Genomic DNA, 22,508 nt, shown 5'->3' with positions numbered 1-22,508 from the left:
TAAAGTATAAGCAATTTTGAGCGCATTTCCTACATATATAGTTTAGCCAAAATAAATAAATGTGCGCTCAACCTTTTAACAATTTCACAACAAGATTTCAAGGCACCATAAAAGCAACTATCATGGTGCCCTCCAAACTCAGGTAATTCAGGTAAGCCGCGATGCTACCCACTCTTCCACGCTATCTAAAGCAGAAGGCAACGCTTTAACATCAGGACCACCTGCTTGGGCCATATCAGGGCGACCACCACCTTTACCACCGATTTGTTGAGCTACAGAAGAAATTAACTCACCTGCTTTTATTCTAGCAGTCAGATCCTTTGTGACACCAACAATTAGGCTGACTTTATCATCACTTATAGTAGAAAGCACAATAATTGCTGAACCCAGTTGATTTTTTAGATCATCAACCATAGTTCTCAGCATTTTAGGCTCTGTATTACTCAACTGGCTAACCAGCAACCTCACACCGTTAAAGTCTTTTGCTTTACTTGCCAAAGAAGAGCTTTCCTGTATAGCCTGTTGATCTTTAAGCTGTTGGAGCTCTTTTTCCAGTGCTTTGGTTTTATCCAGTGTTACCCGTACTTTTTCACTCAGGTTATTGATATCACCTTTCACCAATTGAGCAATATCCTGAAGCAAATTAGCTTGTTGGTGCACAGATTCCAACGCTTTTTTACCTGTAATTGCTTCAATCCTACGGATACCCGCAGCAGTTCCAGATTCAGCAGTAATACGGAATAAACCAATATCACCAGTACGGCTTGCGTGAGTCCCGCCACATAATTCAGTGGAAAAATTCCCCATTGACAGTACACGAACTTGCTCTTCGTATTTTTCACCAAACAGTGCCATAGCGCCTTTGGTTTTTGCCGCTTCCAGATCCATCAATTCAGTCACTATCGGTGAATTCTTACGAACTTCAGCATTAACCAAATCCTCAACCTGACGGATCTGCTCCGGTTTCATTGCTTCAAAATGAGAAAAATCAAAGCGGAGATATTTATCGTTAACCAAGGAGCCTTTCTGAGATACATGTTCGCCTAAAATCTGACGTAATGCAGCATGTAACAGATGGGTTGCTGAATGATTCAAACGGATTGCATCACGACGTTCTATATCAATAACAGCATTGACCTTATGGTTTACACTTAAGGTACCCTTTGCAAGCTTACCGATGTGACCGATAGCCCGACTGTATTTTTGTGTATCAGCAACATCAAAAACACAATCGTTATTGCTCAGAATACCCCTGTCACCAACTTGCCCACCGGACTCTGCGTAAAAAGTGGTCTGATCCAGTATAATAATCGCTTCTTCACCAGCTTGAATTTGATTGACTAATTCGCCATTACGGAAGATGGCTGTTACTACTGCTTGCTGTTCGTTATGATCGTAACCAGAGAAATCACTGCGTTCATCAACTTTGATCAACTCATTATAATCAGTCCCGAAACCACTTGATTCACGAGCCCGACGACGCTGACTTTCCATTGCAACTGCAAAACCGTCTTCATCCACCTTAATATTACGCTCACGGCAAACATCAGCGGTTAAATCCACAGGAAAGCCATAGGTATCGTACAGACGGAAGGCGGTTTCACCATCCAGAATATCACCGGACAGTCTTGATAGTTCATCGTCCAGCAATTGAAGACCGCGTTCCAGAGTACGGGCAAATTGCTCTTCCTCTGTTCTCAAAACCTGCTCAACAATGGTTTGCTGACGCTTAAGTTCCTCTCCCGCAGCGCCCATCACTTCTATCAATGGAGCAACCAATTTATAGAAGAAGGTATCTTTAGCACCCAACATGTTACCGTGACGGATAGCCCGGCGGATAATACGGCGCAGAACATAACCACGGTTTTCATTGGAAGGAATAACACCATCACAAATCAGGAACGCACATGAACGGATGTGGTCGGCAATAACCCGCAGAGATTTATTACTCAGATCATCTGTAGCACCTGTGACACCAGCCACAGCAGCAATCAACTCACGGAACAGATCAATCTCATAGTTGGAATTAACATGCTGCAATACAGCAGCAATACGCTCCAGCCCCATACCGGTATCTACGGATGGTTTTGGCAGCGGCTCCATCGTGCCATCAACACGACGATTGAACTGCATAAAGACGATGTTCCAGATTTCAATATACCTGTCACCATCTTCCTCTGGACTTCCTGGCGGGCCACCCCAGATATGATCACCATGATCATAAAAAATTTCAGTACAAGGGCCACAAGGACCGGTATCACCCATTTGCCAGAAGTTATCTGATGCATAAGGTGCACCTTTGTTATCACCAATACGGATAATTCTTTCTGCTGGTATTCCAACTTCATTTTGCCAGATATCATAGGCTTCATTATCAGTCTGATAGACAGTCACCCATAATTTTTCTTTAGGCAAATTGAACCAATCCTTGCCGGTCAGAAGTTCCCAAGCATAGCTAATAGCATCATGTTTGAAGTAATCACCAAAACTAAAATTACCCAGCATTTCAAAGAAAGTATGATGACGTGCGGTGTAACCTACGTTTTCTAAATCATTATGTTTACCACCGGCACGAACACAGCGCTGAGCAGTTGTTGCTCGGGAATAAGATCTTTTGTCCTGCCCAAGAAATACATCCTTAAACTGGTTCATCCCTGCGTTGGTAAACAGCAGTGTTGGGTCATTATTTGGCACCAAAGAACTGCTTGGTACTACCTGATGCCCTTTAGTATGAAAAAAGTCGAGAAACGCTTGACGGATCTCAGCGGTGCTTTTGCTCATAATTGTCCCGAAATCAAGCTGGAAAAAACAGATTTATGAATTGGTTAGGTGGAATATTTCATCACCTATTTTCAACTCACGAATAAACAAAGTGGGGATAAGATAAAATTTCTTCCATTAGAAGTAAAATCCCAGATACATCCATTCGCTGGCAACATTGTAAATCGTCTGGGTATTTTCTGAAAGCATGATCGCATAATATGGATAATACTTTCTTTCTGAGAGAAAAAACCGCGTCATTATTAACGCGGTTATAAGTTTGATGACAAAACTTTTACAGCTTTAATACCAGAATACAGGCTATCAATATAATCAGATTAGAATTCTTCGTTATTCAACTCTTCATTTTCGTTGTCTTGATAATCAGCAGCAGCACTGCTGAATTCTCCAGCATTGTGTAGCAGCATTTCACGTAATTTTTTATCCAGCTCAGTAGCAATTTCAGGATGTTCTTTCAGGTAGATAGTCGCATTCGCTTTGCCCTGACCAATTTTATCGCTATTGTAGCTGTACCACGCACCTGCTTTTTCCACCAGTTTATGTTTCACACCCAAGTCGATCAATTCACCATAAGTGTTGATGCCTTCACCGTACATAATCTGGAATTCTGCTTGCTTAAATGGCGCTGCCACCTTGTTTTTCACAACCTTAACACGAGTTTCGCTACCAACGACTTCTTCGCCATTTTTCACAGAACCAATGCGGCGAATATCCAGACGTACAGAAGCATAGAATTTCAGCGCATTACCCCCGGTTGTAGTTTCGGGGTTACCGAACATAACACCAATTTTCATCCGGATCTGGTTGATAAAGATCAGAAGCGTATTGGAACTTTTCAAGTTACCCGCCAGTTTGCGCATTGCCTGACTCATCATACGAGCAGCTAACCCCATATGAGAATCACCGATTTCTCCTTCGATTTCAGCTTTTGGTGTTAAAGCCGCAACGGAGTCGACAATAATGACATCAACCGCACCGGAACGTGTCAACGCATCACAAATCTCAAGAGCCTGTTCTCCTGTGTCTGGCTGAGAACACAACAGGTTGTCAATATCAACACCCAGTTTCTTCGCATAGACAGGATCAAGGGCGTGTTCAGCATCAATAAACGCACAGGTTTTACCTTCACGCTGTGCTGCGGCAATAACCTGTAATGTCAGCGTTGTCTTACCAGAAGATTCCGGGCCATAGATTTCGACAATGCGTCCCATCGGCAAGCCACCAGCACCTAATGCAATATCCAGTGACAGTGAACCAGTGGAGATAGTTTCAACGTCCATTGAACGGTCTTCGCCCAGACGCATGATGGAACCTTTACCAAACTGTTTTTCAATTTGACCCAGTGCCGCTGCCAGTGCTTTTTGTTTATTTTCATCAATAGCCATTTTTACTCCCTCGTAAGCAATGAAAGGGTTACCTCACTGCCGATGAATAATTTTTAATACCAAAATGTTGCCAGCAATTATACTGTATAATCATACAGCATCAAGCTAATTTTTTATAATCTCTGATAACAACGTCTTCAGAGAATACATTGCGGATTGAAGGCGTATTTCATTTCGATCACCGTTAAAACAACAATGACGGGATACAATTTCTATCCCATTTATTGTGCGATATGCAAAGCCAAACCACACTGTGCCAACAGGCTTCTCTTCGCTGCCACCATCAGGCCCGGCAATACCACTGACAGAAACCGCTAGATCCGCGTGCGCTGCCTGCAATGCCCCTGCTGCCATCTCTCTCACAACCTGTTCACTGACAGCGCCATATTGCTGTAAAGTGGTTTCTGATACACCAAGCATCTGATGTTTGGCTCTATTACTGTATGTCACAAAGCTGCGGTCAAAATAAGCAGAACTACCGGCAATATCTGAGATTGCTTTTGCCAGCCAGCCACCTGTGCAAGATTCAGCACAAGTCACCCACAATTTTTGCTGTCTCAGTTTCTTTCCCAGTTCAATACTAAGCTGGATCAGAATTTTTTCATCCATAAACACACCTTTTAGCCGGTAAAAGATCAATTTTTCTGAAGCTGATTCCAAATCCACAAACCAGTGATTGTCAGCGCAAACAACACGCCAAAACCTATCCCTGCCGTAACAACCGGAATACCTATTTTAATGACCAGTGAATATAGGCCAAGCATCAGTAACATGGCGGTATTCTCACCCAAATTCTGCACTGCGATTGCATTACCGGCCCCAACCGTTTGCCTGCCGCTTTCCTGCAATAAGGCATTCAATGGAACGACAAACAGGCCACCAAAAATGCCAAGAATAATAAGTATGACGTGAGAAGCCCAGATACTCTGCTGAACAGCAAAAATCACCACCATCACACCAATTAAAATACCGGCTGGCATACAACGGCGGACTGTTTTCAATGTGATAAAACGCGCAGCAACACCTGCACCGATAATAATCCCGATAGCAACCATCACATTGAGTACTGTTGGCGTGCTGTTATCAACAATTCCCAAAACAACAGGCACCCATAAAACCAACAGAAATCTCAGCGTTATCCCCGCCCCCCAAAATAGACTGGTTCCAACCAAAGAAAATCGTGCTTCTTTGTTATGCCAAAGAATACAACAAGCTGAAGTAAAGTCCGTCAGTATCTTTTTCAGATTCCAGCCCCTACCGTGATGGGACACCGACAATCGAGGAATAAAGAAATTAATAATGGCAGCAATACCGTATGTCAGTGCACAAGCAAACAATGCGACGGTCAAGTTCCAATCAGACAAAAAACCACCAGCCACAGAACCGGTGAGAATAGCAGCTATCGTTGAAGCTTCCATCAAACCATTCGCTTTTACCAAGCGATCACCATCTGTCAATTCAACCAAGATTCCGTATTTAGCTGGTGAATACGATGCTGCACCAATCCCAACCAAAGCATAGCCCAAAAATGGATCATAACCCAGACAGACAATAAGCGCGCCCAATAGCTTGAAGCTATTGGCAAACAGCATCACACGACCTTTCGGAAAGTGATCTGCGATTCGTCCCACAAAAGGCGCCAACAGGATATACGCAAGGACAAACACTATCTGCAATATTGGCTGACTCCAGTCAGGATAAAACTGGGCTTTCAACTGTGCCAGAATCGCAAACAGCAGAGCATTGTCCGCAAAAGCAGAAAAAAATTGTGATACCAATACTGCTTTCATGCCACGGGTTAATAGCGGCTGAGCAACACCAGAAGATACATTCACGATAGTTATTCCTATTCAGCTTCCGCTATTTTCAGTGACACGCTTTCGCCTGACAGTTGAGCAAAATGTTTCACCCGACCGAGAACAGTGCAGAATCCCTGTTCATCAATTGAAACAATATCTCCGGTATCGTACCAACCAAACTGGACATTCCCATGTTCATCTTCTGCCGATGGTCGTTCTAAATGATTTGGCTCTTCAACTCTCAGATACCCTTTCATAACATTCAAGCCACGCAGTTGTAAACGTCCCCCCTCCTTAATATCTGCTACGGGAATCAAACGGTATTCCATTGCCGGTAAAACTCGCCCAACAGTACCGACTTTAGCCATCATTGGCACATTAAATGCAACGACAGGCGCACATTCTGTCATTCCATACCCTTCCAGAATGCGGATCCCGAATTTATCTTGCCAAACACGTTTAGTGTTCTCAGCGAGCTTTTCAACACCCGCCATCACACAGCGAAGACGTGCAAAATCATAGGGATGGGCAGAATAGGCATAATCCTCCAGGAAAGTGGATGTGCCCAATAATACGGTGCAGTTACGTTCATATACCAATTCTGGCACCACTCGATAGTGCAGTGGATTTGGGTAAAGGAATACCCGGCTCCCGGTCAACAACGGGGTAAATAGGCCAACAGTCAGTCCAAATGCATGAAACAGTGGTACAGAAGACATAAAACGGTCAAGTGGATTGAAATCAGTGATAGTTTTTATCTGTTCCACATTTGCTAACAAACTAGCGTGGCTATGAACTACACCTTTTGGTACACCTTCTAAACCGGATGTAAATAACACTAAAGCATCATCATCTGGTTTCTGTGCCACCATCGCTTGTTTCGGGAAAACGAGGTGCCACAAGACCCATAATTTATCTCGAAAAGTCGCTGTGCCTTCCAAATCCTCAAGATAAACCCAGTTAACCTGAACAACCTGTTCAGATAGATGAGTTAACTGCTCTTTTTTCAGAAACTGCCGGGAAGTCACAATCGTTTTGATACTGGCGGCGGTTACTGCATTCTTCAGCCCATTACTGTCCACAGTATAGTTTAGTAGAGCGGGTACTCTTCCTCGTAAAGATGCCCCAAATATCATAGCCGCCACAATAGTGGTATTTGGTAAAAGAAAACCAACCCGTTCACCCTGGCAAGTCAAGCGCTGCAAAATACGGCTGATACCCAGTATTTTTTTAAGCAGGCTGTTATAACTGTCCTCTTTAAAAGAAGCATCTTCAATACAGGGCTTAAAGCGGCCAAATCGCTTTTGCGCCACCAGTAAAGATTCAAATATTGTTTCTTGCGGGCGAGTCGCCATTCGTGCACTCATCATGATTTCATGCAAATGTTCTCCCGCCAAACGGCGTCGCTGCTCCGAATTAGGTACATCCGGCATGGGTAATTGTGTGGCAGGCAGGATTTTTATTGTCACCTTCGGAAAAAGATGAAGCTTGAAGATACCTTTTAATCGGCTAAATATCGTTTGCTCCAACCCCTCAATGCGGACAGGCACCACCATTGCTCCCGATACAGCGGCAATAAAAGCCGCTCCATCGTAGATTTTCATTAAAGAACCAGTAACAGTAATTCGTCCTTCAGGGAAGACAACTATCGGCCTCCCTTTCTCTATTTCTTTGAGCAGTCCCCTGACGGCCATTGGATTTATGGGATCCAAAGGAACTATTTCAACATAGCGCCTTACCCATTTCATAAAACCCCGGTTTGCAATGTTAGAGTAAACAGCAAATACCGGCTTGACAGGCAAGAACAGTGTTAGCAAAACACCATCAAGAAAAGAGACATGATTAGGTGTGATAAGGCATTTAGGATGGGTAAATTGTTTAATATCTCCTTCTATCGTCAAACGGAACATTAAACGAAAAACAAACTTTAGAAATTTAAACAACATATTCGTATCTCAACCCATTTGAAAAATAAACAGAAGATGCTATTTATCATTCGATATCGTAATATTCTTATTTTTAAAAAAATAGCGTCAAGATATTCTTCTAGGAAGAATCATTTCTTTCACACAAGCTATAATTTTTTCCGGTGAAAGTTGCGCATTAATAATATGATCTGCACACTCACAATAGAGATTTTCCCTGGCGGTAAGGACTTCTTCCATTTCTTCAACAATAGATTTTCCAGTTAAACTGGGGCGTTGAGTACTTTCCGGCTGCTGCATTAATCGTTCAGCCAAGATGTCAGCGGACGCCTGAAGATAAATCACCGTACCATTTTGTCGCATATATTGGCGATTTTCAGCGGAAAGAATAATCCCACCGCCGGTGGAAATAACCCGGTTACTTTGACTAACTTGTTGTAAAACCTTACTTTCCAATTGTCGAAACTGTTGCCACCCTTGCTGGTTAACAATATCTGCAATGGTCATATTACTGATTTGTTGGATATGATGATCGGTGTCAATAAATGTATACGATAACTCATTGGCTAATCGCTTTCCAACCGTCGTTTTTCCTGCCCCACGCGCACCTACAATAAACAATATTGGGTTCATTGCCTGATATCCTTGGTAAATTTCATCATTAAAAATATATTAACACCTATAGTAACCAGAACTTTACATCAACGTAAAATCAAAAGTTAATCTATATGGAAAAAGCTACCCCAAAGCATGATCCTACCGATATATCAATTAATCAGACACACTTTTGGGGTAACAATAAACAGATTATTTACGGATTAAATTATCTCCATAACCAACCCACTTATACGTCGTCAGCGCATCTAATCCCATTGGACCACGGGAATGCAGTTTCTGAGTACTGACGGCAACCTCCGCCCCCAAACCAAACTGTCCACCATCAGTAAAACGCGTGCTGGCATTCACATAAACCGCCGCAGAATCTGCCTGACAAACAAAATAGTCAGCATTATGCAAAGATTGAGTCAGAATCGCATCAGAATGGGATGTGCCGTATGTACGGATATGGCTAATTGCCCGGTCAATATCACTGACAATTTCCACATTCATATCCAGAGATAACCACTCATCGCTGTAATCTGCTTCTGCCACATCCACGACTTTTGCCGGGCCTTCCCGCAAAAATTCCATTGCTGACTTACTCGCGTGAAGGGTAACACCTTGCCCTGCCATATTCCGGCTCAGTACAGGCAGAAAATCTGCCGCGATCTTCTGATGTACCAGCAACGTTTCCAAAGCATTACAAGCACTTGGGCGTTGAACCTTAGCGTTAGTGATAATAGTCAATGCCTTATCGAAATCAGCACTTTCATCGACAAAAGTATGGCAGACACCGATACCACCGGTAATAACCGGAATGGTTGACTGCTCGCGACACAGCTTATGCAACCCAGCGCCACCGCGTGGAATCAGCATATCCACGTAACGGTCCATTTTCAGTAGCTGAGTAACCAATTCACGATCGGGTTTATCTATCGCCTGCACTGCTGCGGCAGGCAACCCACTCTGCTCGAGTGCCTGCTGAATGACTTTCACTGTTGCCTGATTGGTGTTATGAGTTTCTTTACCACCACGCAAAATAACGGCATTACCTGTTTTCAAACACAGAGACGCAACATCAATAGTGACATTAGGACGGGCTTCATAAATCACCCCAACCACCCCAAGCGGTACACGGCGGCGTTCTAACTTCAAACCATTATCAAGCAGACCGCCATCAATGAGCTGCCCTACCGGGTCAGTTAAACGGCATACTTGGCGAACATCGTTAGCTATCGCTGCCAAACGTTCTGGTGTCAGTAACAGACGATCCAGCAACGCTTCACTCATTCCCTGTTCACGAGCCTGAGCCATATCAAGCTGATTAGCGTCGAGAATAATTGTACTTTTCTGCTCCAACAAATCTGCAATGTGGATTAATGCCTGATTTTTCTGTTTCGTACTGAGCTGTGCCAGTTGCCATGAGGCTTCTCTGGCGGCCTTTCCCATTTGTTCTAACATTATGAATCCTTAACTCACAATCATGTCGTCACGATGAACTGCAACAGCGCCATATTCATAACCGAGAATTTGGTTTATCTGCTGTGAATGGTGGCCTGCAATCAAACGCAGAGCATCACTGTTATAACGGCAAACGCCGTGCGCCAAATCCTTACCAGACAGGCTACGAATACAGATAACTTCTCCACGGGAGAAATCACCTTTAATATTTTTAATCCCTTTCGGCAACAAAGAGCTGCCTTTTTCACAGATTGCTGTTTCAGCACCGTGATCAACAATAATTTCACCGGCAGGAGGGGCACCAAAAATCCAACGCTTGCGATTTTCCATCGGGCTTTCCAACCCATGAAAGCGAGTCCCCACCGAATTACCTTCAACAACATCCGCGATAACATCAGGTTTGTTACCGGCAGCAATAATGACATCAATACCGGCCCGGCCTGCAATACCCGCGGCCTGAAGCTTAGTCGCCATTCCCCCCGTCCCTAAACCAGAAACGCTATCACCTGCAACCATACGTAATTCGTCGCTGATGTCATGAACTTCCGGAATAAGTTCTGCATTCGTATTGCTACGCGGATCAGCGGTATATAGCCCTTCAATATCAGTCAATAATAACAGTTTATCTGCTCCCCCCAGAATTGCCGCCAGTGCAGATAAATTATCATTATCACCCACTTTAATTTCTGCGGTTGCAACCGCATCATTCTCATTGATTATCGGAACAATGCGATTATCAAGCAGGGCATTTAAGGTATCTCTGGCATTTAAAAAACGCTCCCGATCTTCTAAATCCGCACGGGTCAGTAACATTTGACCAACATGAATACCGTAAATAGAAAAAAACTGTTCCCACAGCTGAATCAACCGGCTTTGACCTACTGCCGCCAGCAATTGCTTAGAAGCAATAGTTGCAGGTAAATCCGGATATCCCAGATGTTCCCGGCCAGCCGCAATAGCACCGGAAGTTACAATAATAATACGGTGGCCTTTTTCATGTTGTTGAGCACATTGGCGTACCAGCTCGACAATATGAGCCCGGTTCAGACGACGAGAGCCGCCGGTCAATACACTTGTCCCCAGCTTCACAACCAATGTTTGGCTACCATTCATCATATTTTTGCCGTTATATTTAATTTGAAAAAACAGCGTTCAGTTTTAGCAGGAGAGAAGCGTTATGCCAACAGGCATAACGATAAATTGAAAAAAGGTGAGTTCAAAATAAACTTATGCCCTCAATCTCAACTAACCCATTTTATTTTTCAACCACTGACTGGTTTCCTGTAATGCCTTATTGAAGCTGCTGTAAACAGGTGTTGCCGGAATAGTCAATAATTTACTGTCCATTGATGACATTGCTATCAGCTTTGATTCTTCCTTCGGGCTGAAAATATCATTCTGCCAGTAACCAGCTAGCATAGGAACGGAACAACGTCGGCCTAACAGGCCTTGTTTTTTAAGGGAATAACAACCAAGTTCGAGGCGAAACGCATTTTCATCCACGTTATAAATACCCATCCGGCTGGCAAACATATCCAGATACATCACAGGAGCATTTTGCTGGCGTTCAGCGCTATTGAGCCACTCATGGACAATAGCGCCAAAAGTCGCAATACATTTGATACGCTTAGATTCCAAATATGCCAGGCGGACAGCAATATTAGCACCAAAACGGAAACCCAAAACGCCAACCCGTGTATGGTCAATCCAAGGGATGTCATCCAGTTGATGGATTATTTGTTGATGAAGAGTACAAGTATCCTGTGTCAATCGCAGACGTGAGCAGTAACCCACTGAAGGCATATCCACAGTCAGCATGGCAAATCCCAAAGGCGCCAGATAATCACGGAATAACTGATAATAATCACTTTGCAAATTATCTAAGCTACCACACACCAGAATAGTTGGAGAGGGTCCTTGTGGTCGTTGAGGCAAATGTAGAAAGCCAGTTACACAACCGCCCTCTTTCAGTTTGAACTCTATCTTCCTCAACTGATAGTCAGAGCACCGGGCCGCATTTTCATAGGCTTTATTTGCCAAAACAACGGCCTGCTGAGACAGATCATCACCTTTGAGATGAGGATAACCGGCGATGCTATACAAATTGGCCGCTTTCAACCAGAAACTCCCGGCTTCAGCGGTCTGTTCTGTCTGTAACGCTCTCTGTTGCCACAGCATCGCCTGATGTGACCACTCAAAAATCCAATTACCTTTACGGTACCCAACTACCGTATCCAGTAAATTATCATCACTGCGTTGAGCGTTTGTCATGGCAATCCGGCACAAGACTTCTTCTATCTCAAAAGGATCAATTCCCCGCCAAATCCACATCAGCCGGTTAATCATACGATACCAGCGCCCATAACTATTACCATCCAACGTATTGTAATTACCGACAATCAGCCGGGGATGGCGGTGCTTTACCAGCGTAGAAGTTTCCTGATGCTTTTGTCTTGGCTTAAAAAGTGATTCTGAAAGATTTTGATTTGCCATAACAAATGCTGATTTTATTTGCTTTCACAAATTGGCGGAATGAATACTACGCTCATATCCCAAGGTTGCTCGATCCAAGTATCTTGCGGAATATCAACAACATAATCATCAACAAGAGGACGACCCGCCGGTTTGGCAAAAATAGTCACAAAATGCGCTTTCGGATACATATCACGGATAACCTGAGCGGTGCCCCCGGTATCAACCAGATCATCGACAACGATGAAACCTTCACCATCACCTTCTGCTTTTTTCAGCACTTGCAGATCGCGTTGATTATTATGGTCATAGCTGGAAATACAGACAGTATCTACATGACGGATACCCAATTCACGCGCCAGGAGAGCGCCAGGGACAAGACCACCCCGACTGACAGCAATAATGCCTTTCCACTGTTCGACAGGGAGTAAACGTTGCGCCAATTTACGGGCATGTATTTGCAACATATCCCAGGTTACGACATATTTTTCGCTCATAAGAATGGATCCCGGCAACTTAAGAATATTTCAGAAAAGAGTTTTCACAGAAAAAGTTGCGCGAGATTATATTGATTTAGGTCAGCAAAAACCAGCGGAAACAGGGAATCGATGAATCACATTATCCTTACCAAAAGAAAGTGGTATTCTGAACTCAATAGCATCAAAGTGTTAATCGCTTGTAATAATAAAACCTATGTCTCTGGTAGAGAGTAGTATTTCCATCTTATTGAGATGCAGTCACAGGAGATTCGTCGTGTCAGAACTATCACAATTATCCCCTCAGCCTCTGTGGGACATCTTTGCTAAAATCTGCTCTATTCCTCACCCTTCTTATCATGAAGAAGCGCTGGCGACCCACATTGTTCAATGGGCGCAGGAAAAAGGCTTGCACGTTGAACGCGATCAAGTTGGCAATATTCTGCTCAGAAAGCCAGCCAGTAAAGGGCTGGAAAATCGTAAAGCGGTTGTGCTGCAAGCTCACCTTGATATGGTGCCACAGAAAAACAACGATACAGAACATGACTTCACAAAAGATCCTATCCGCCCTTATATCGATGGTGAATGGGTTACTACACAGGGTACAACATTGGGTGCAGATAATGGTATTGGCCTGGCATCAGCATTGGCGGTGCTGGCTGATGACAATGTAAAACATGGCCCTCTGGAAGTTTTACTGACCATGACGGAAGAAACCGGAATGGATGGTGCTTTTGGCCTGCAACCGGGCTGGCTGCAAGCTGATATTTTAATCAATACCGATTCAGAAGAAGAAGGCGAAATCTACATGGGTTGTGCCGGAGGTATCGATTTCACCACAACATTAGCACTTACCCGTGAAGCGGTTCCGTCTCACTACAAAACACTAAAACTCACCATCAAAGGTCTGAAAGGCGGGCATTCAGGTTGTGATATTCATTTAGGGCTGGGTAATGCCAACAAATTACTGGCACGATTCCTGGCTGCCCATACTGAGGAACTGGCGCTAAAACTGCTTGAATTCCAGGGCGGTACGCTGCGTAATGCCATTCCACGTGAAGGTCATGTTATTGTTGCCGTCCCCACCGATAAAACAGCGCAGCTGACTCAACTGAAAGATAAATACCTGGGGATCTTGAAAAATGAATATGACATGGTCGAGAAAAATCTGACTGTATTGTTGGAAGAGGTTGAAACCGATCTTCAAGCACTGACGGATGATTGCCAGAACCGTTTTATCTCATTGCTGAACAGTACACCCAACGGTGTTATCCGTATGAGTGACATCATCAAAGGCGTAGTAGAAACTTCTCTCAACGTGGGCGTTGTGGCGATGGAACAGGATAAAGTCAATATTATTTGTCTGATCCGTTCGCTTATCGACAGCGGCAAATCCTATATTATAGGTATGCTCGCTTCCCTGGCAAAACTGTCAAGCGCTGAAATTTCCGCTAAAGGCGATTATCCAGGCTGGCAGCCGGATGCAAATTCTCCGGTTATGCACCTGGTACGTGAAACTTATCAACAGCTGTTCGATAAAACACCCAATATTATGGTGATTCACGCAGGGTTGGAATGTGGCCTGTTTAAGAAACCTTATCCTGATATGGATATGGTCTCTATCGGGCCAACTATCACGGGTGCTCACTCCCCTGACGAACAGGTTCACATCAAAAGTGTTGGGCAATATTGGCAACTACTGACCGCAGTCTTGAAAGCTATTCCTGAAAAGTCTTAATCAAATCTCCCCTGCTCCGATGTAGTCGCAGGGGAAATTACCATTCAAGCAAAAGTTGCCGATCCATTTGTGGGTCCAGCAAAGTCACATGCAGGCCCACTAAACGAACTCCGCGCCCTTCCCGTCGGGATACCCATGTTTTCTGAGCCAATTGGAGTAAATCCGGTTTATCCAGTAATGGATGGATATATTCCTGATCCACATGAATAATCTTTCGCATTTTGCTTTGACCAATCATCATAAGCTGTATAAACATACAGTTATTCATTATTAAGATCAATCAGAAAAAAAAGTTAATCCCGTTATTAACTTTTTTCTGTCCGATTCCCTTCGTCAAGTGACCTGTTTAAGCAGGTTCTTTTATTTAATTACATTCCAAAGGTAGTTATGGCAATGAAAAATCACGGGAAACAACAAAAAGCATCCGTACCAGTAACAACACAGCAAATTAATCGCACTGTTTGTTACGCTTTATCAGGCATGATTGTTCTTAGTACCGGCCTGCCCGGTTATCTGGCAGCACAGGAGAATAAAACACAAAAAGCAGCAGAGAAATTAGAAAAGCCAGAGAAAGTGATTGCATTTCCCACGCTTTCCGTTATTGGAGAATTAAACAATAGCGTCAACGCTGGAAGTTCTGTATTAAGAAAATCGGATATTGAGCGTACCCAGGCAGACAATATCGCCGAGTTACTCAATCAACTCCCTGGCGTTTCTATGTCAGGCTCGCCCCGCCCAGGAGGTCAAACCCTGAACATCTGGGGAATGGGTGATACAGAAGACATAAAAATCACACTGGATGATGCACCAAAAGGCTTTGAAAAATATTTCCAGGGATCTATCTTTATTGAGCCGGAATTAATCAAACAGATAGATATCGACAAAGGCCCGCATAACCTGCTTGATGGTAATGGCGGATTTGGCGGAACAGTTAAAATTATCACTAAAGATGCAAATGATCTATTACAGCCAGGAGAAGATTTTGGTGGGTTACTGAAATACAGCTATCACACCAATGACCGGCAAAATATTTATAGCAGCGCAATCTATGGCCGGACAAAAGAAGGCTTTGCTGACGGCTTGTTATATATGAGTAAACGGGATGGCGGCAACATTAAGCGGCCAGATGGCACTCGTTTTGCTTTCTCTAAAAGTGATCAGGCATCCTATTTACTGAAAACTAATTTTTACCTGAATGATACTCACACATTGACACTTTCTGCTATGCGTTCTGATTCTGCTGGTTGGCAGCCATGGGCAGCAAAACGCGATGAAATAGTCGTTCCGTCAGAATCCGACGTTGAAAAATATGGTTGGAATGAAGCCTGGCGCCGTAAGTTGGTTTATCGTGATCAAACGGATCAAAACTACACCGCCAAGTGGAATATCGCACCGGAAGACAATCCATTACTTAACCTGACAGCAACCTATGCCTATTCGAAAACAGAACAGCATGATAAACGCTCTGAAAAAGCCCACAGCGGTTTTCTTGGTTCATTGGGAAATGAAAGCTGGATCGACTATGTGGATAACTTAGCAGATTTAAATAATAAAAGTGCTTTTATAACCGGGCCAATAGAACACACATTACTCATTGGAGCTCGTTGGCATAAAAATCAACGTAATACCCTTATACATGATAAAAGCAAGGACAAAAGACCTGACTATAATTATGGCTATTTTCAGCCGACCTATATGCCCTCAGGAGAGCAAAAAACGCGTAGTTTCTATTTGCAGGATGAAATGATTATCGGCAACCTTACTGTGACACCCGGTATTCGCTATGACCATATCACCAATACCGGCAAGCCAAATATCGCTGCAATCTACAATGATAGCTCACCAAATGTAGGCCATGATTACAGCAGCGTCACCTATACCGGTTGGTCTCCTCATTTCGGTATCATGTGGAAAGCAACGCAAAACCTGTCACTATTTTCGGATGTCAGCCGGACATGGCGTGCGCCACTCGTGGATGAACAGTATGAAATGCAATATGCACAAGCGAGTGTCACGGCCACCAGCCGTAATTTAGATGTAGAAAGAGTGACGGGTTTACGCTTCGGTGCGATTCTGAATTTCAATAACCTGCTGGCAGACCAAGATAGTTTGCAAATCCGTACGACTTTATTCCGTAACAGAGGCAAGGATGAAATATTTGTCCGTCGTGGAGTCGTGTGTAAATCACCGGATTGCGGAAAGCCTTTATCCAACTACCGTAATTTACCGGGATACACCATTCAGGGGCTGGAAATCGAGACTTTCTACGACAGCGATTACCTGTTTGGAAAACTTTCTTACTCAACTATCCGTGGTCAGAGAGATGCTTCACCACGCGATCCTTGGGGTAATAAAACCTGGATTGCGGAAATTCCCCCCACCTCTGCCCGCGCCATGTTAGGCGTAAAAATCCCTCAATGGCAGATGGCAATGGGCTGGACCGGCGATTTTGTCCGTAAGCAAGACAGATCGCCTAAAGATGGAGACCCAATGGCGGTACTCTGGTCAATACCCAAAAGCCAAGGTTACGTTCTGCACGGTTTATTCACCAGTTGGCAACCTGATTTCCAGCAAGGTCTTGAAGCCCGTGTAACAGTAAATAACCTGTTTAATCATGATTATTCCCCATATCTCAGTGAATCTGTTTCCGGGGTTGGGCGTAACATTAAATTCAGTATCTCCCAGAAGTTCTGATTTCCCAACTGATAGTTCCCTCTTTTTGAGGGAACTCAGGCTGCTGACCCACCCATTTAAAATTTCGCGTCATCGGAAACTTTAGATAGTGTGTTATCGGCTGATTAGTTTTCTCTAATGCTTTAATAATACTTTATTGCATCAACGATGGTAAAAGTCTGGCAGATTAATCAGCCAGAAAGGTTAAACGGGCATTTAAACGTTTAAATAAAACCGTAGAAAAACAACGTTATTGGAATGATTAAATCAATGTAAAAAAATTTAAACCCGCGTATTGAAGGTGTTGGTTTTGCATAATAAATGCAACATAATAATGTCGCAAATAACCTGGTTAATATTCATTTAAATCATTTGCTTGCGGATTTTGTTACCCCTATTTTTAATGATTTAATCGGTTTATGAAAAAGTTTATTCCCCGGTTGAAAACATTATTAAAGTCGGTTTCTTGAAACTCTTTGTCTATGGAAACCTCAAAGATTGCCAAACAGCTAAAGATAGGCCGATAAACGGTCTACAAGATACTGGTTTCAGATTAAATATAGAGCTATATTTAGCCCTATATTTAGTATATTTTATAATTTTTCTGAACGGAGGTTTACCATGTTGCAGAAAGTCATGTGTGGCTACACAACAGCTATCAGTAAGTTTAAATCCAATCCCAGTGCAGCACTAGCAGAAGCCCAGGGGGATGCTATTGCTGTTTCATCTAACAATCAGATCCAGTTTTACGCCGTTCCTACTGCACTTTTTGAGGAGATGAGCGCATTTTGTGAATATGCACAACGGGGAAATACGGAGTTGAAAAGCATCCCAGCCAATTTCACCGGAGAAGGGCTAAATATGAATAAAATAGCCACTAAGATGGCTGCAAAAATCAAAGAGGGGATGGCCGGGGACGACGAAGAATGGTCGTAAGATATAGACCTATCTCTCCGAAGAAAAGACACGACCAATCTTTAGTGATCTGCTGGTGATGAACAGCGCCCTTCATCTCCAGCAGATCATTTTCACCTTAGTGAAAATGAAATAAAGAAAATAACGGAAAAGTCACTAAGTAATTAAAAGGAAACTCTGCGGTGATAAGAATATTCACACACCGTGTTTTGAAAGAGGCTTTAGGCGAACAGAAAACCAAGGCGCTGGTTGATGACTTTCGGGCCTATAAAGAGGGAAAAGGCTTACCCGTTACCTTTGGTCGAGACGTTCCCTACCGGTTTACGCATAATCGATCTTACCTTGAATTGCAGCACCTGCATTTCAAAGACAAAGGATTTCCACTCAAACTGGTGCAATTTAAACGAACCAGTGGTTATGTTTTGGTTTATTGCCTTGGTTTTTTCGACACCAACACCTATCTGTTAATCGCGATTATCAAACACTGGGATCACAACAAGCCCAATGATGTAGCTGAAACGGACAGGGATATCCATTTAATGAACGAGCTGGAAAAAATCGCCGAAGGCTTTCGGGAAAAATACTAGTCTGACAGTAATAAGTGAACATTTGTTATTCCGATTTTTCATGATTGATGGTTTAATTGGTTTAATTGGTTTATGAAAAAGTTTATTCACTGATTGAAAACATTATTTAAATCAGTTAATTTTCAAATATATTATCTGATTAACCTATTCTATATTATCATTCATCCTTTTTCACTAATATTTTTATGATGAGCAGCTTTTAAATTGTTATTAAAAGCCATTTTTTAACCTCTAATTTTAATTGGTATAATAAGGTTTTAATCGTTGTTTTTACTACTCTCAACACCTATTTTATATTAAGTTTAATCATCATGGCATATTGTGTTTCACGTTTAATCAACGTTAATTATACTTGCTTTTTATCTTTGTTAACGCTGTTTTATTGGCAATTTTGAACAGTTTTCATAAGTTACCCTCCTTTCTTTTATCTTCATAAATCAACCAGTAAATAGCTTGACAGTATAAAGATACCCATTTATGTTTTTTCAGATAACATTATTTTTTTCGCTGATTCCTTTTCAATTTTATGTTAATGGTTAATGGATTTCGATTAAATTTGATTAACGTCTTTTTAAAAAACTGCACTTATAGTTAAATCCGTCTTTTATATAAAAGCTTTAATATCTCTGTTTTTGTGCTTTTAAATGGTTATGGGAGGTTAGGTAAAAATAACCAGAGGATAGCATTGCCGATAAATGAATTAAATATGGATGTGAATAGGCCGTTAAAGGGAAATGCAGGTAAAAAGATAAAATAAACCCTTTTAAAATGGTGATATCGAGTAAAATGATTTTTATTCCGATAGTTTTATTATTTTTTAATTAAAAATTCATTTAATGAATGGTTTTCATTGAGATATTTTTGTAAATCTAATAGTTTTTCCGTTTCCTACCTTGTATTTAAATTTTCCCATTTTCATTAAATTAATACTCGGATTTTATCGTTTTTCCTTTTTCCTTTTTCCTTTATTTGATTTTTAGGTTTAAAACTAAAGGGGATAATAGGTATACTAATGGTATTAAAATAAAAGTCTATTTTTTTAATCCAGCTAAACGCTATTGTTATTTTTGTGCTATGCGGTTAACTCTGCTAAATGTTTTAATATAATCTCATGTTTTTGTTACTTCCGTTGACCCACGCTGAAGCATTGGCGCAACGGGTCAAGCGCCTGAACTGAACGGAAATACACGCCTGTGTGGTGAATGAAGAAGAAGCCTGGCAGATTAAGGATGCCATTGATAAGCTCTAGTCGGCGCTGGCTTACCGTGGGTATTCACCCCGATAGATCATCAATCAAGCCGGAAGATCGCGGAGATCTTCCGGCTTTTATATTATCGTAGCGGTACTGGTAAACGACTGGTTAAGGGCCTTAATTGCTCCCTGTCATCCCACAGTCCCGGAAACACCTCGAATTTCAGGTCATCACGGTTAATTCCGGTATCAAAATAGCGGCACAGACGTTCTCTTAGCGATTCAGGTCCCCACATATTGGTCAGCTCGCATTTTTCAATGAGTTCCCGATCTTCTGGTAACGAAAGATCTTCTTTAAGAATAGGGGCTTGGGTAACACTTATATTACCATCTGGACCAAGATCAATTAATTTTCCGCCCATAAATAAAAAGTCGCCTTTTTTTCCAAGATAACTCCCTACATCCATAGAACTATAAGGCTTTATCCAATATGGTTCATAAGGCTCATTACTTGGGATAACGGACTTATCCTTTATTTTTCCTTGTACCAGATACTTATTAATGGTATTACCAACAAACACACAAAATAAAGGAGTAGTATCATTTAAATCAACATTTCTCCATATGCCATCCATGTTATGGGTATTGTAAAATCGCATTGCCGGACTGGTTAGCATTTGCCCTATGGTATACAGGTTATCCCGCAACTTAATGTTAATCAAATCACCCGACTTCCAGACAATTCGTTTCACCATTTAGTCAACACAAGCCGTCAGCAACGGCTGCCTCCTTTGCCGTTGTATTTAGATGTTTTATTTAAATGATTATCTGCTGCTTTCAGGTACTCTTTTCGTCGAGCATTCTTCTGACCAACTGGATTCTGCTTATTGGCAGTACCTTCCAGCCCATCCAGCTGTTCAAAACGCCTCTGTTCTAGTCCGCGTGCAGTATCTTTGCCTGACTGCCCGTAACCATCATATAAAACATCTGGAGGTGTATCACCAAAGCGACCAAAATCATTACCATATCGATATTTCAATACCTCTTGGGCTGCCTGTTGTCCCTGCTTACTGGCATAGCCCACATACGGTTTGCCGGTTTCGGCATCAATGCCCTGATAGGTGATATGCGTTGCCGTTTTAGGATTGCCCGCCCAACCTAATGGGTCGATCCATGTCAGGGGGTTTGGTGCGTACTGATAGAGGTTTAATCCACCTGCCAAGCCAATGGGCTCAGGCGGCTAGCGGCCATTTCCGGGGCATAATACCTGAATGTATTAAAATGCAGCCCGGTCTCGTTGTCAAAATTTTGGCCCGCATAGCGCAGGTTTTGCCTGAAATCACAGCTTGTTGATGACCGGGCCGGATCGGTGAAGTAAGCCAGCGGCGGACCATCCAGTTCACCAAAAATGCGATATTTTCCCGCCCACGAAATTTTCCCGTCCTCGACCGTGACTTCCAGCGGGACACCGTTGATATCGGTGTGGTACCAAAAGTCATTGTGCCTGGCTCCCCTCGTGACGATGCTGGCCAGCGGGGTGTAGCTGTCATGGGATTCACAGCAGTAGGTCTGCGTTTCGCCGCTTTTCCCATCACGCTCCTGCAACAGGCCCATGCCANGCCNGANNAAATCNNGTTGTTCATAACGCGCCAGNCCATCATCCCGATCTTCACCCCTTTGCGGATACCCCTCCCAAAGGCATCATAGTGATAACGTGCCGTTGTGTTGNCNATTTTCGCCACCATCAGGAGGTTGTCGCCATCATAGNGGTAATCCTGGGTTTCGTACCACCGACACTCCCGGCGGGTAATATTNNCGTGCGGGTCATGCTCATAGCGCCATTTCCGCCAGTAGCTCAGGCGGGCGCCCTGCAGCGTCACCGCTTTAGGGATCCCCTGTTCTTCCGCCTCCCGTTCCAATATCAACTGCTGATGCTACAGAAAGTTATCCGCCCGGACATACCCCAACATATCATCATAATCGCTGACCTGATGCATCACTTTTTTCAGGCGACTTTCAAAGTCATAAAGATAGTCAACCATGCCCCGGTAATGATCTTCCATCATCAGCAATTCGTCCTGCGGGCCGTAGACCCAGGCCCGCCACGGATTGACCTCTCTGAGATAGGGCAGGGGCTCGGCATCGGCCTGTTTCAGCGGCAGGCTATACTGGCGGGTACAGCGCCCCAGCGGATCATAATCGCGCAGCTGGAACAGTTTGCCCTGCGTGCGAAAGGTTTCACGATGCAGCCTGTCGCGCTCAAATTCACTGAGGAGTGTCTGTTCATGCCGGATCGCACTCAAATGACCAGAGCCGTAGTAGAGCCAGCTTAAGGTGCCGCCATGCGGCAGCGTGAGGGCGCTCAGGTTATCCAGTTCAGCATAGCTGAACTGGAAACGGTCAGTACCATTCTGATCACAAATGACGCGCGCCAGAGCGCTCATAGCGAAAACGCACGACTGTGGGGATCTATTGGGAGATAGATTACCATTGTCGTTCGGTTTC

Annotated in this window: 17 protein-coding genes and 2 pseudogenes; 4 read left to right on the top strand and 15 right to left on the bottom strand. The window is 43.3% G+C overall.

Translation table 11 applies throughout. From position 1 onward, the window contains the following. Nucleotides 1–147 precede the first annotated feature (147 nt). The 10 genes and pseudogenes from alaS to gpt all read right to left on the bottom strand — a co-directional run bounded on the left by alaS (nucleotide 148) and on the right by gpt (nucleotide 12,920). A complete protein-coding gene (gene alaS, locus PTE_RS20770; protein ID WP_036850117.1) occupies nucleotides 148–2,781 on the bottom strand; it encodes an alanine--tRNA ligase in 2,634 nt (877 codons plus the stop codon). Between the two features lie 317 nt (nucleotides 2,782–3,098). Continuing rightward, complete coding sequence (gene recA / locus PTE_RS20765; RefSeq protein ID WP_036850115.1) at nucleotides 3,099–4,166, bottom strand: recombinase RecA; 1,068 nt, start codon at nucleotides 4,164–4,166, stop codon at nucleotides 3,099–3,101. Nucleotides 4,167–4,271: 105 nt separating this feature from the next. Further along, the gene (gene pncC, locus PTE_RS20760) at nucleotides 4,272–4,775 is read right to left on the bottom strand and encodes a nicotinamide-nucleotide amidase (protein WP_036850113.1); all 504 of its coding nucleotides are present in this window, start codon (nucleotides 4,773–4,775) and stop codon (nucleotides 4,272–4,274) included. A 26-nt stretch (nucleotides 4,776–4,801) separates the two neighbouring features. Continuing rightward, nucleotides 4,802–5,956 (bottom strand): lysophospholipid transporter LplT, encoded by a 1,155-nt coding sequence (gene lplT, locus PTE_RS20755; RefSeq protein WP_110742969.1) that lies wholly within the window; start codon nucleotides 5,954–5,956, stop codon nucleotides 4,802–4,804. A 65-nt stretch (nucleotides 5,957–6,021) separates the two neighbouring features. Next, a pseudogene (gene aas, locus PTE_RS20750) lies at nucleotides 6,022–7,911 on the bottom strand (bifunctional acyl-ACP--phospholipid O-acyltransferase/long-chain-fatty-acid--ACP ligase); the annotation flags it as partial. Between the two features lie 87 nt (nucleotides 7,912–7,998). Continuing rightward, nucleotides 7,999–8,523: a shikimate kinase AroL gene (aroL, locus tag PTE_RS20745; protein WP_036850106.1), complete on the bottom strand. Its 525-nt coding sequence runs from the start codon at nucleotides 8,521–8,523 to the stop codon at nucleotides 7,999–8,001. A gap of 174 nt (nucleotides 8,524–8,697) precedes the next feature. After that, nucleotides 8,698–9,951 carry a glutamate-5-semialdehyde dehydrogenase gene (gene proA, locus PTE_RS20740; RefSeq protein WP_036850104.1) on the bottom strand — a complete coding sequence of 418 codons (1,254 nt, stop codon included), beginning with the start codon at nucleotides 9,949–9,951 and terminating at the stop codon, nucleotides 8,698–8,700. A 9-nt stretch (nucleotides 9,952–9,960) separates the two neighbouring features. After that, nucleotides 9,961–11,064 (bottom strand): glutamate 5-kinase, encoded by a 1,104-nt coding sequence (gene proB / locus PTE_RS20735; RefSeq protein ID WP_036850306.1) that lies wholly within the window; start codon nucleotides 11,062–11,064, stop codon nucleotides 9,961–9,963. Nucleotides 11,065–11,196: 132 nt separating this feature from the next. Further along, nucleotides 11,197–12,444: an esterase FrsA gene (frsA, locus tag PTE_RS20730; RefSeq protein ID WP_036850102.1), complete on the bottom strand. Its 1,248-nt coding sequence runs from the start codon at nucleotides 12,442–12,444 to the stop codon at nucleotides 11,197–11,199. Nucleotides 12,445–12,458: 14 nt separating this feature from the next. Continuing rightward, nucleotides 12,459–12,920, bottom strand: a complete 462-nt coding sequence (gpt, locus tag PTE_RS20725) for a xanthine phosphoribosyltransferase (RefSeq protein WP_036850100.1) — start codon at nucleotides 12,918–12,920, stop codon at nucleotides 12,459–12,461. Between the two features lie 256 nt (nucleotides 12,921–13,176). Between gpt and pepD the strand changes: the two genes are divergently transcribed. After that, a complete protein-coding gene (gene pepD / locus PTE_RS20720; RefSeq protein WP_036850098.1) occupies nucleotides 13,177–14,637 on the top strand; it encodes a beta-Ala-His dipeptidase in 1,461 nt (486 codons plus the stop codon). 37 nt (nucleotides 14,638–14,674) lie between these two features. Here pepD and PTE_RS20715 read toward each other — a convergent pair. Beyond that, nucleotides 14,675–14,833, bottom strand: a pseudogene (locus tag PTE_RS20715) (DNA polymerase IV); the annotation flags it as partial. A 197-nt stretch (nucleotides 14,834–15,030) separates the two neighbouring features. Between PTE_RS20715 and PTE_RS20710 the strand changes: the two are divergent. From PTE_RS20710 to PTE_RS20700, 3 genes are all read left to right on the top strand, one after another. Then, nucleotides 15,031–17,331, top strand: a complete 2,301-nt coding sequence (locus PTE_RS20710) for a TonB-dependent hemoglobin/transferrin/lactoferrin family receptor (protein ID WP_110742965.1) — start codon at nucleotides 15,031–15,033, stop codon at nucleotides 17,329–17,331. A 600-nt stretch (nucleotides 17,332–17,931) separates the two neighbouring features. Beyond that, a complete protein-coding gene (locus PTE_RS20705; protein ID WP_036850093.1) occupies nucleotides 17,932–18,246 on the top strand; it encodes an antitoxin in 315 nt (104 codons plus the stop codon). A 161-nt stretch (nucleotides 18,247–18,407) separates the two neighbouring features. Continuing rightward, complete coding sequence (locus PTE_RS20700; RefSeq protein ID WP_036850091.1) at nucleotides 18,408–18,812, top strand: type II toxin-antitoxin system YafO family toxin; 405 nt, start codon at nucleotides 18,408–18,410, stop codon at nucleotides 18,810–18,812. 1,331 nt (nucleotides 18,813–20,143) lie between these two features. On the opposite strand, the gene PTE_RS20695 is transcribed toward PTE_RS20700, so the two are convergent. The 4 genes from PTE_RS20695 to PTE_RS20685 all read right to left on the bottom strand — a co-directional run bounded on the left by PTE_RS20695 (nucleotide 20,144) and on the right by PTE_RS20685 (nucleotide 22,447). After that, nucleotides 20,144–20,758 carry a hypothetical protein gene (locus PTE_RS20695; protein WP_051477493.1) on the bottom strand — a complete coding sequence of 205 codons (615 nt, stop codon included), beginning with the start codon at nucleotides 20,756–20,758 and terminating at the stop codon, nucleotides 20,144–20,146. 17 nt (nucleotides 20,759–20,775) lie between these two features. Next, nucleotides 20,776–21,225 (bottom strand): RHS repeat-associated core domain-containing protein, encoded by a 450-nt coding sequence (locus PTE_RS20690; protein ID WP_245219078.1) that lies wholly within the window; start codon nucleotides 21,223–21,225, stop codon nucleotides 20,776–20,778. After that, nucleotides 21,210–21,617, bottom strand: coding sequence for an RHS domain-containing protein (locus PTE_RS26720; RefSeq protein WP_245219076.1), 408 nt, complete (start codon nucleotides 21,615–21,617; stop codon nucleotides 21,210–21,212). The genes PTE_RS20690 and PTE_RS26720 overlap by 16 nt, the downstream gene beginning before the upstream one ends. Before the next feature lie 320 nt (nucleotides 21,618–21,937). After that, complete coding sequence (locus PTE_RS20685) at nucleotides 21,938–22,447, bottom strand: RHS repeat protein (RefSeq protein ID WP_036850089.1); 510 nt, start codon at nucleotides 22,445–22,447, stop codon at nucleotides 21,938–21,940. Nucleotides 22,448–22,508: the final 61 nt, after the last annotated feature.

Origin of the sequence: Photorhabdus khanii NC19 (genome assembly GCF_000517265.1) — a bacterium.
Taxonomy (GTDB): domain Bacteria; phylum Pseudomonadota; class Gammaproteobacteria; order Enterobacterales; family Enterobacteriaceae; genus Photorhabdus; species Photorhabdus khanii.
This window is presented reverse-complemented; position numbering and strand designations above follow the sequence as displayed.

Bases quoted from the DNA above. Each gene is read 5' to 3' on its own strand.
- alaS (WP_036850117.1), bottom strand. From the start codon at position 2,781: ATGAGCAAAAGCACCGCTGAGATCCGTCAAGCGTTTCTCGACTTTTTT.
- recA (WP_036850115.1), bottom strand. From the start codon at position 4,166: ATGGCTATTGATGAAAATAAACAAAAAGCACTGGCAGCGGCACTGGGT.
- pncC (WP_036850113.1), bottom strand. From the start codon at position 4,775: ATGGATGAAAAAATTCTGATCCAGCTTAGTATTGAACTGGGAAAGAAA.
- lplT (WP_110742969.1), bottom strand. From the start codon at position 5,956: ATGAAAGCAGTATTGGTATCACAATTTTTTTCTGCTTTTGCGGACAAT.
- aroL (WP_036850106.1), bottom strand. From the start codon at position 8,523: ATGAACCCAATATTGTTTATTGTAGGTGCGCGTGGGGCAGGAAAAACG.
- proA (WP_036850104.1), bottom strand. From the start codon at position 9,951: ATGTTAGAACAAATGGGAAAGGCCGCCAGAGAAGCCTCATGGCAACTG.
- proB (WP_036850306.1), bottom strand. From the start codon at position 11,064: ATGAATGGTAGCCAAACATTGGTTGTGAAGCTGGGGACAAGTGTATTG.
- frsA (WP_036850102.1), bottom strand. From the start codon at position 12,444: ATGGCAAATCAAAATCTTTCAGAATCACTTTTTAAGCCAAGACAAAAG.
- gpt (WP_036850100.1), bottom strand. From the start codon at position 12,920: ATGAGCGAAAAATATGTCGTAACCTGGGATATGTTGCAAATACATGCC.
- PTE_RS20710 (WP_110742965.1), top strand. From the start codon at position 15,031: ATGAAAAATCACGGGAAACAACAAAAAGCATCCGTACCAGTAACAACA.
- PTE_RS20705 (WP_036850093.1), top strand. From the start codon at position 17,932: ATGTTGCAGAAAGTCATGTGTGGCTACACAACAGCTATCAGTAAGTTT.
- PTE_RS20695 (WP_051477493.1), bottom strand. From the start codon at position 20,758: ATGGTGAAACGAATTGTCTGGAAGTCGGGTGATTTGATTAACATTAAG.
- PTE_RS26720 (WP_245219076.1), bottom strand. From the start codon at position 21,617: ATGGGCCTGTTGCAGGAGCGTGATGGGAAAAGCGGCGAAACGCAGACC.
- PTE_RS20685 (WP_036850089.1), bottom strand. From the start codon at position 22,447: ATGAGCGCTCTGGCGCGCGTCATTTGTGATCAGAATGGTACTGACCGT.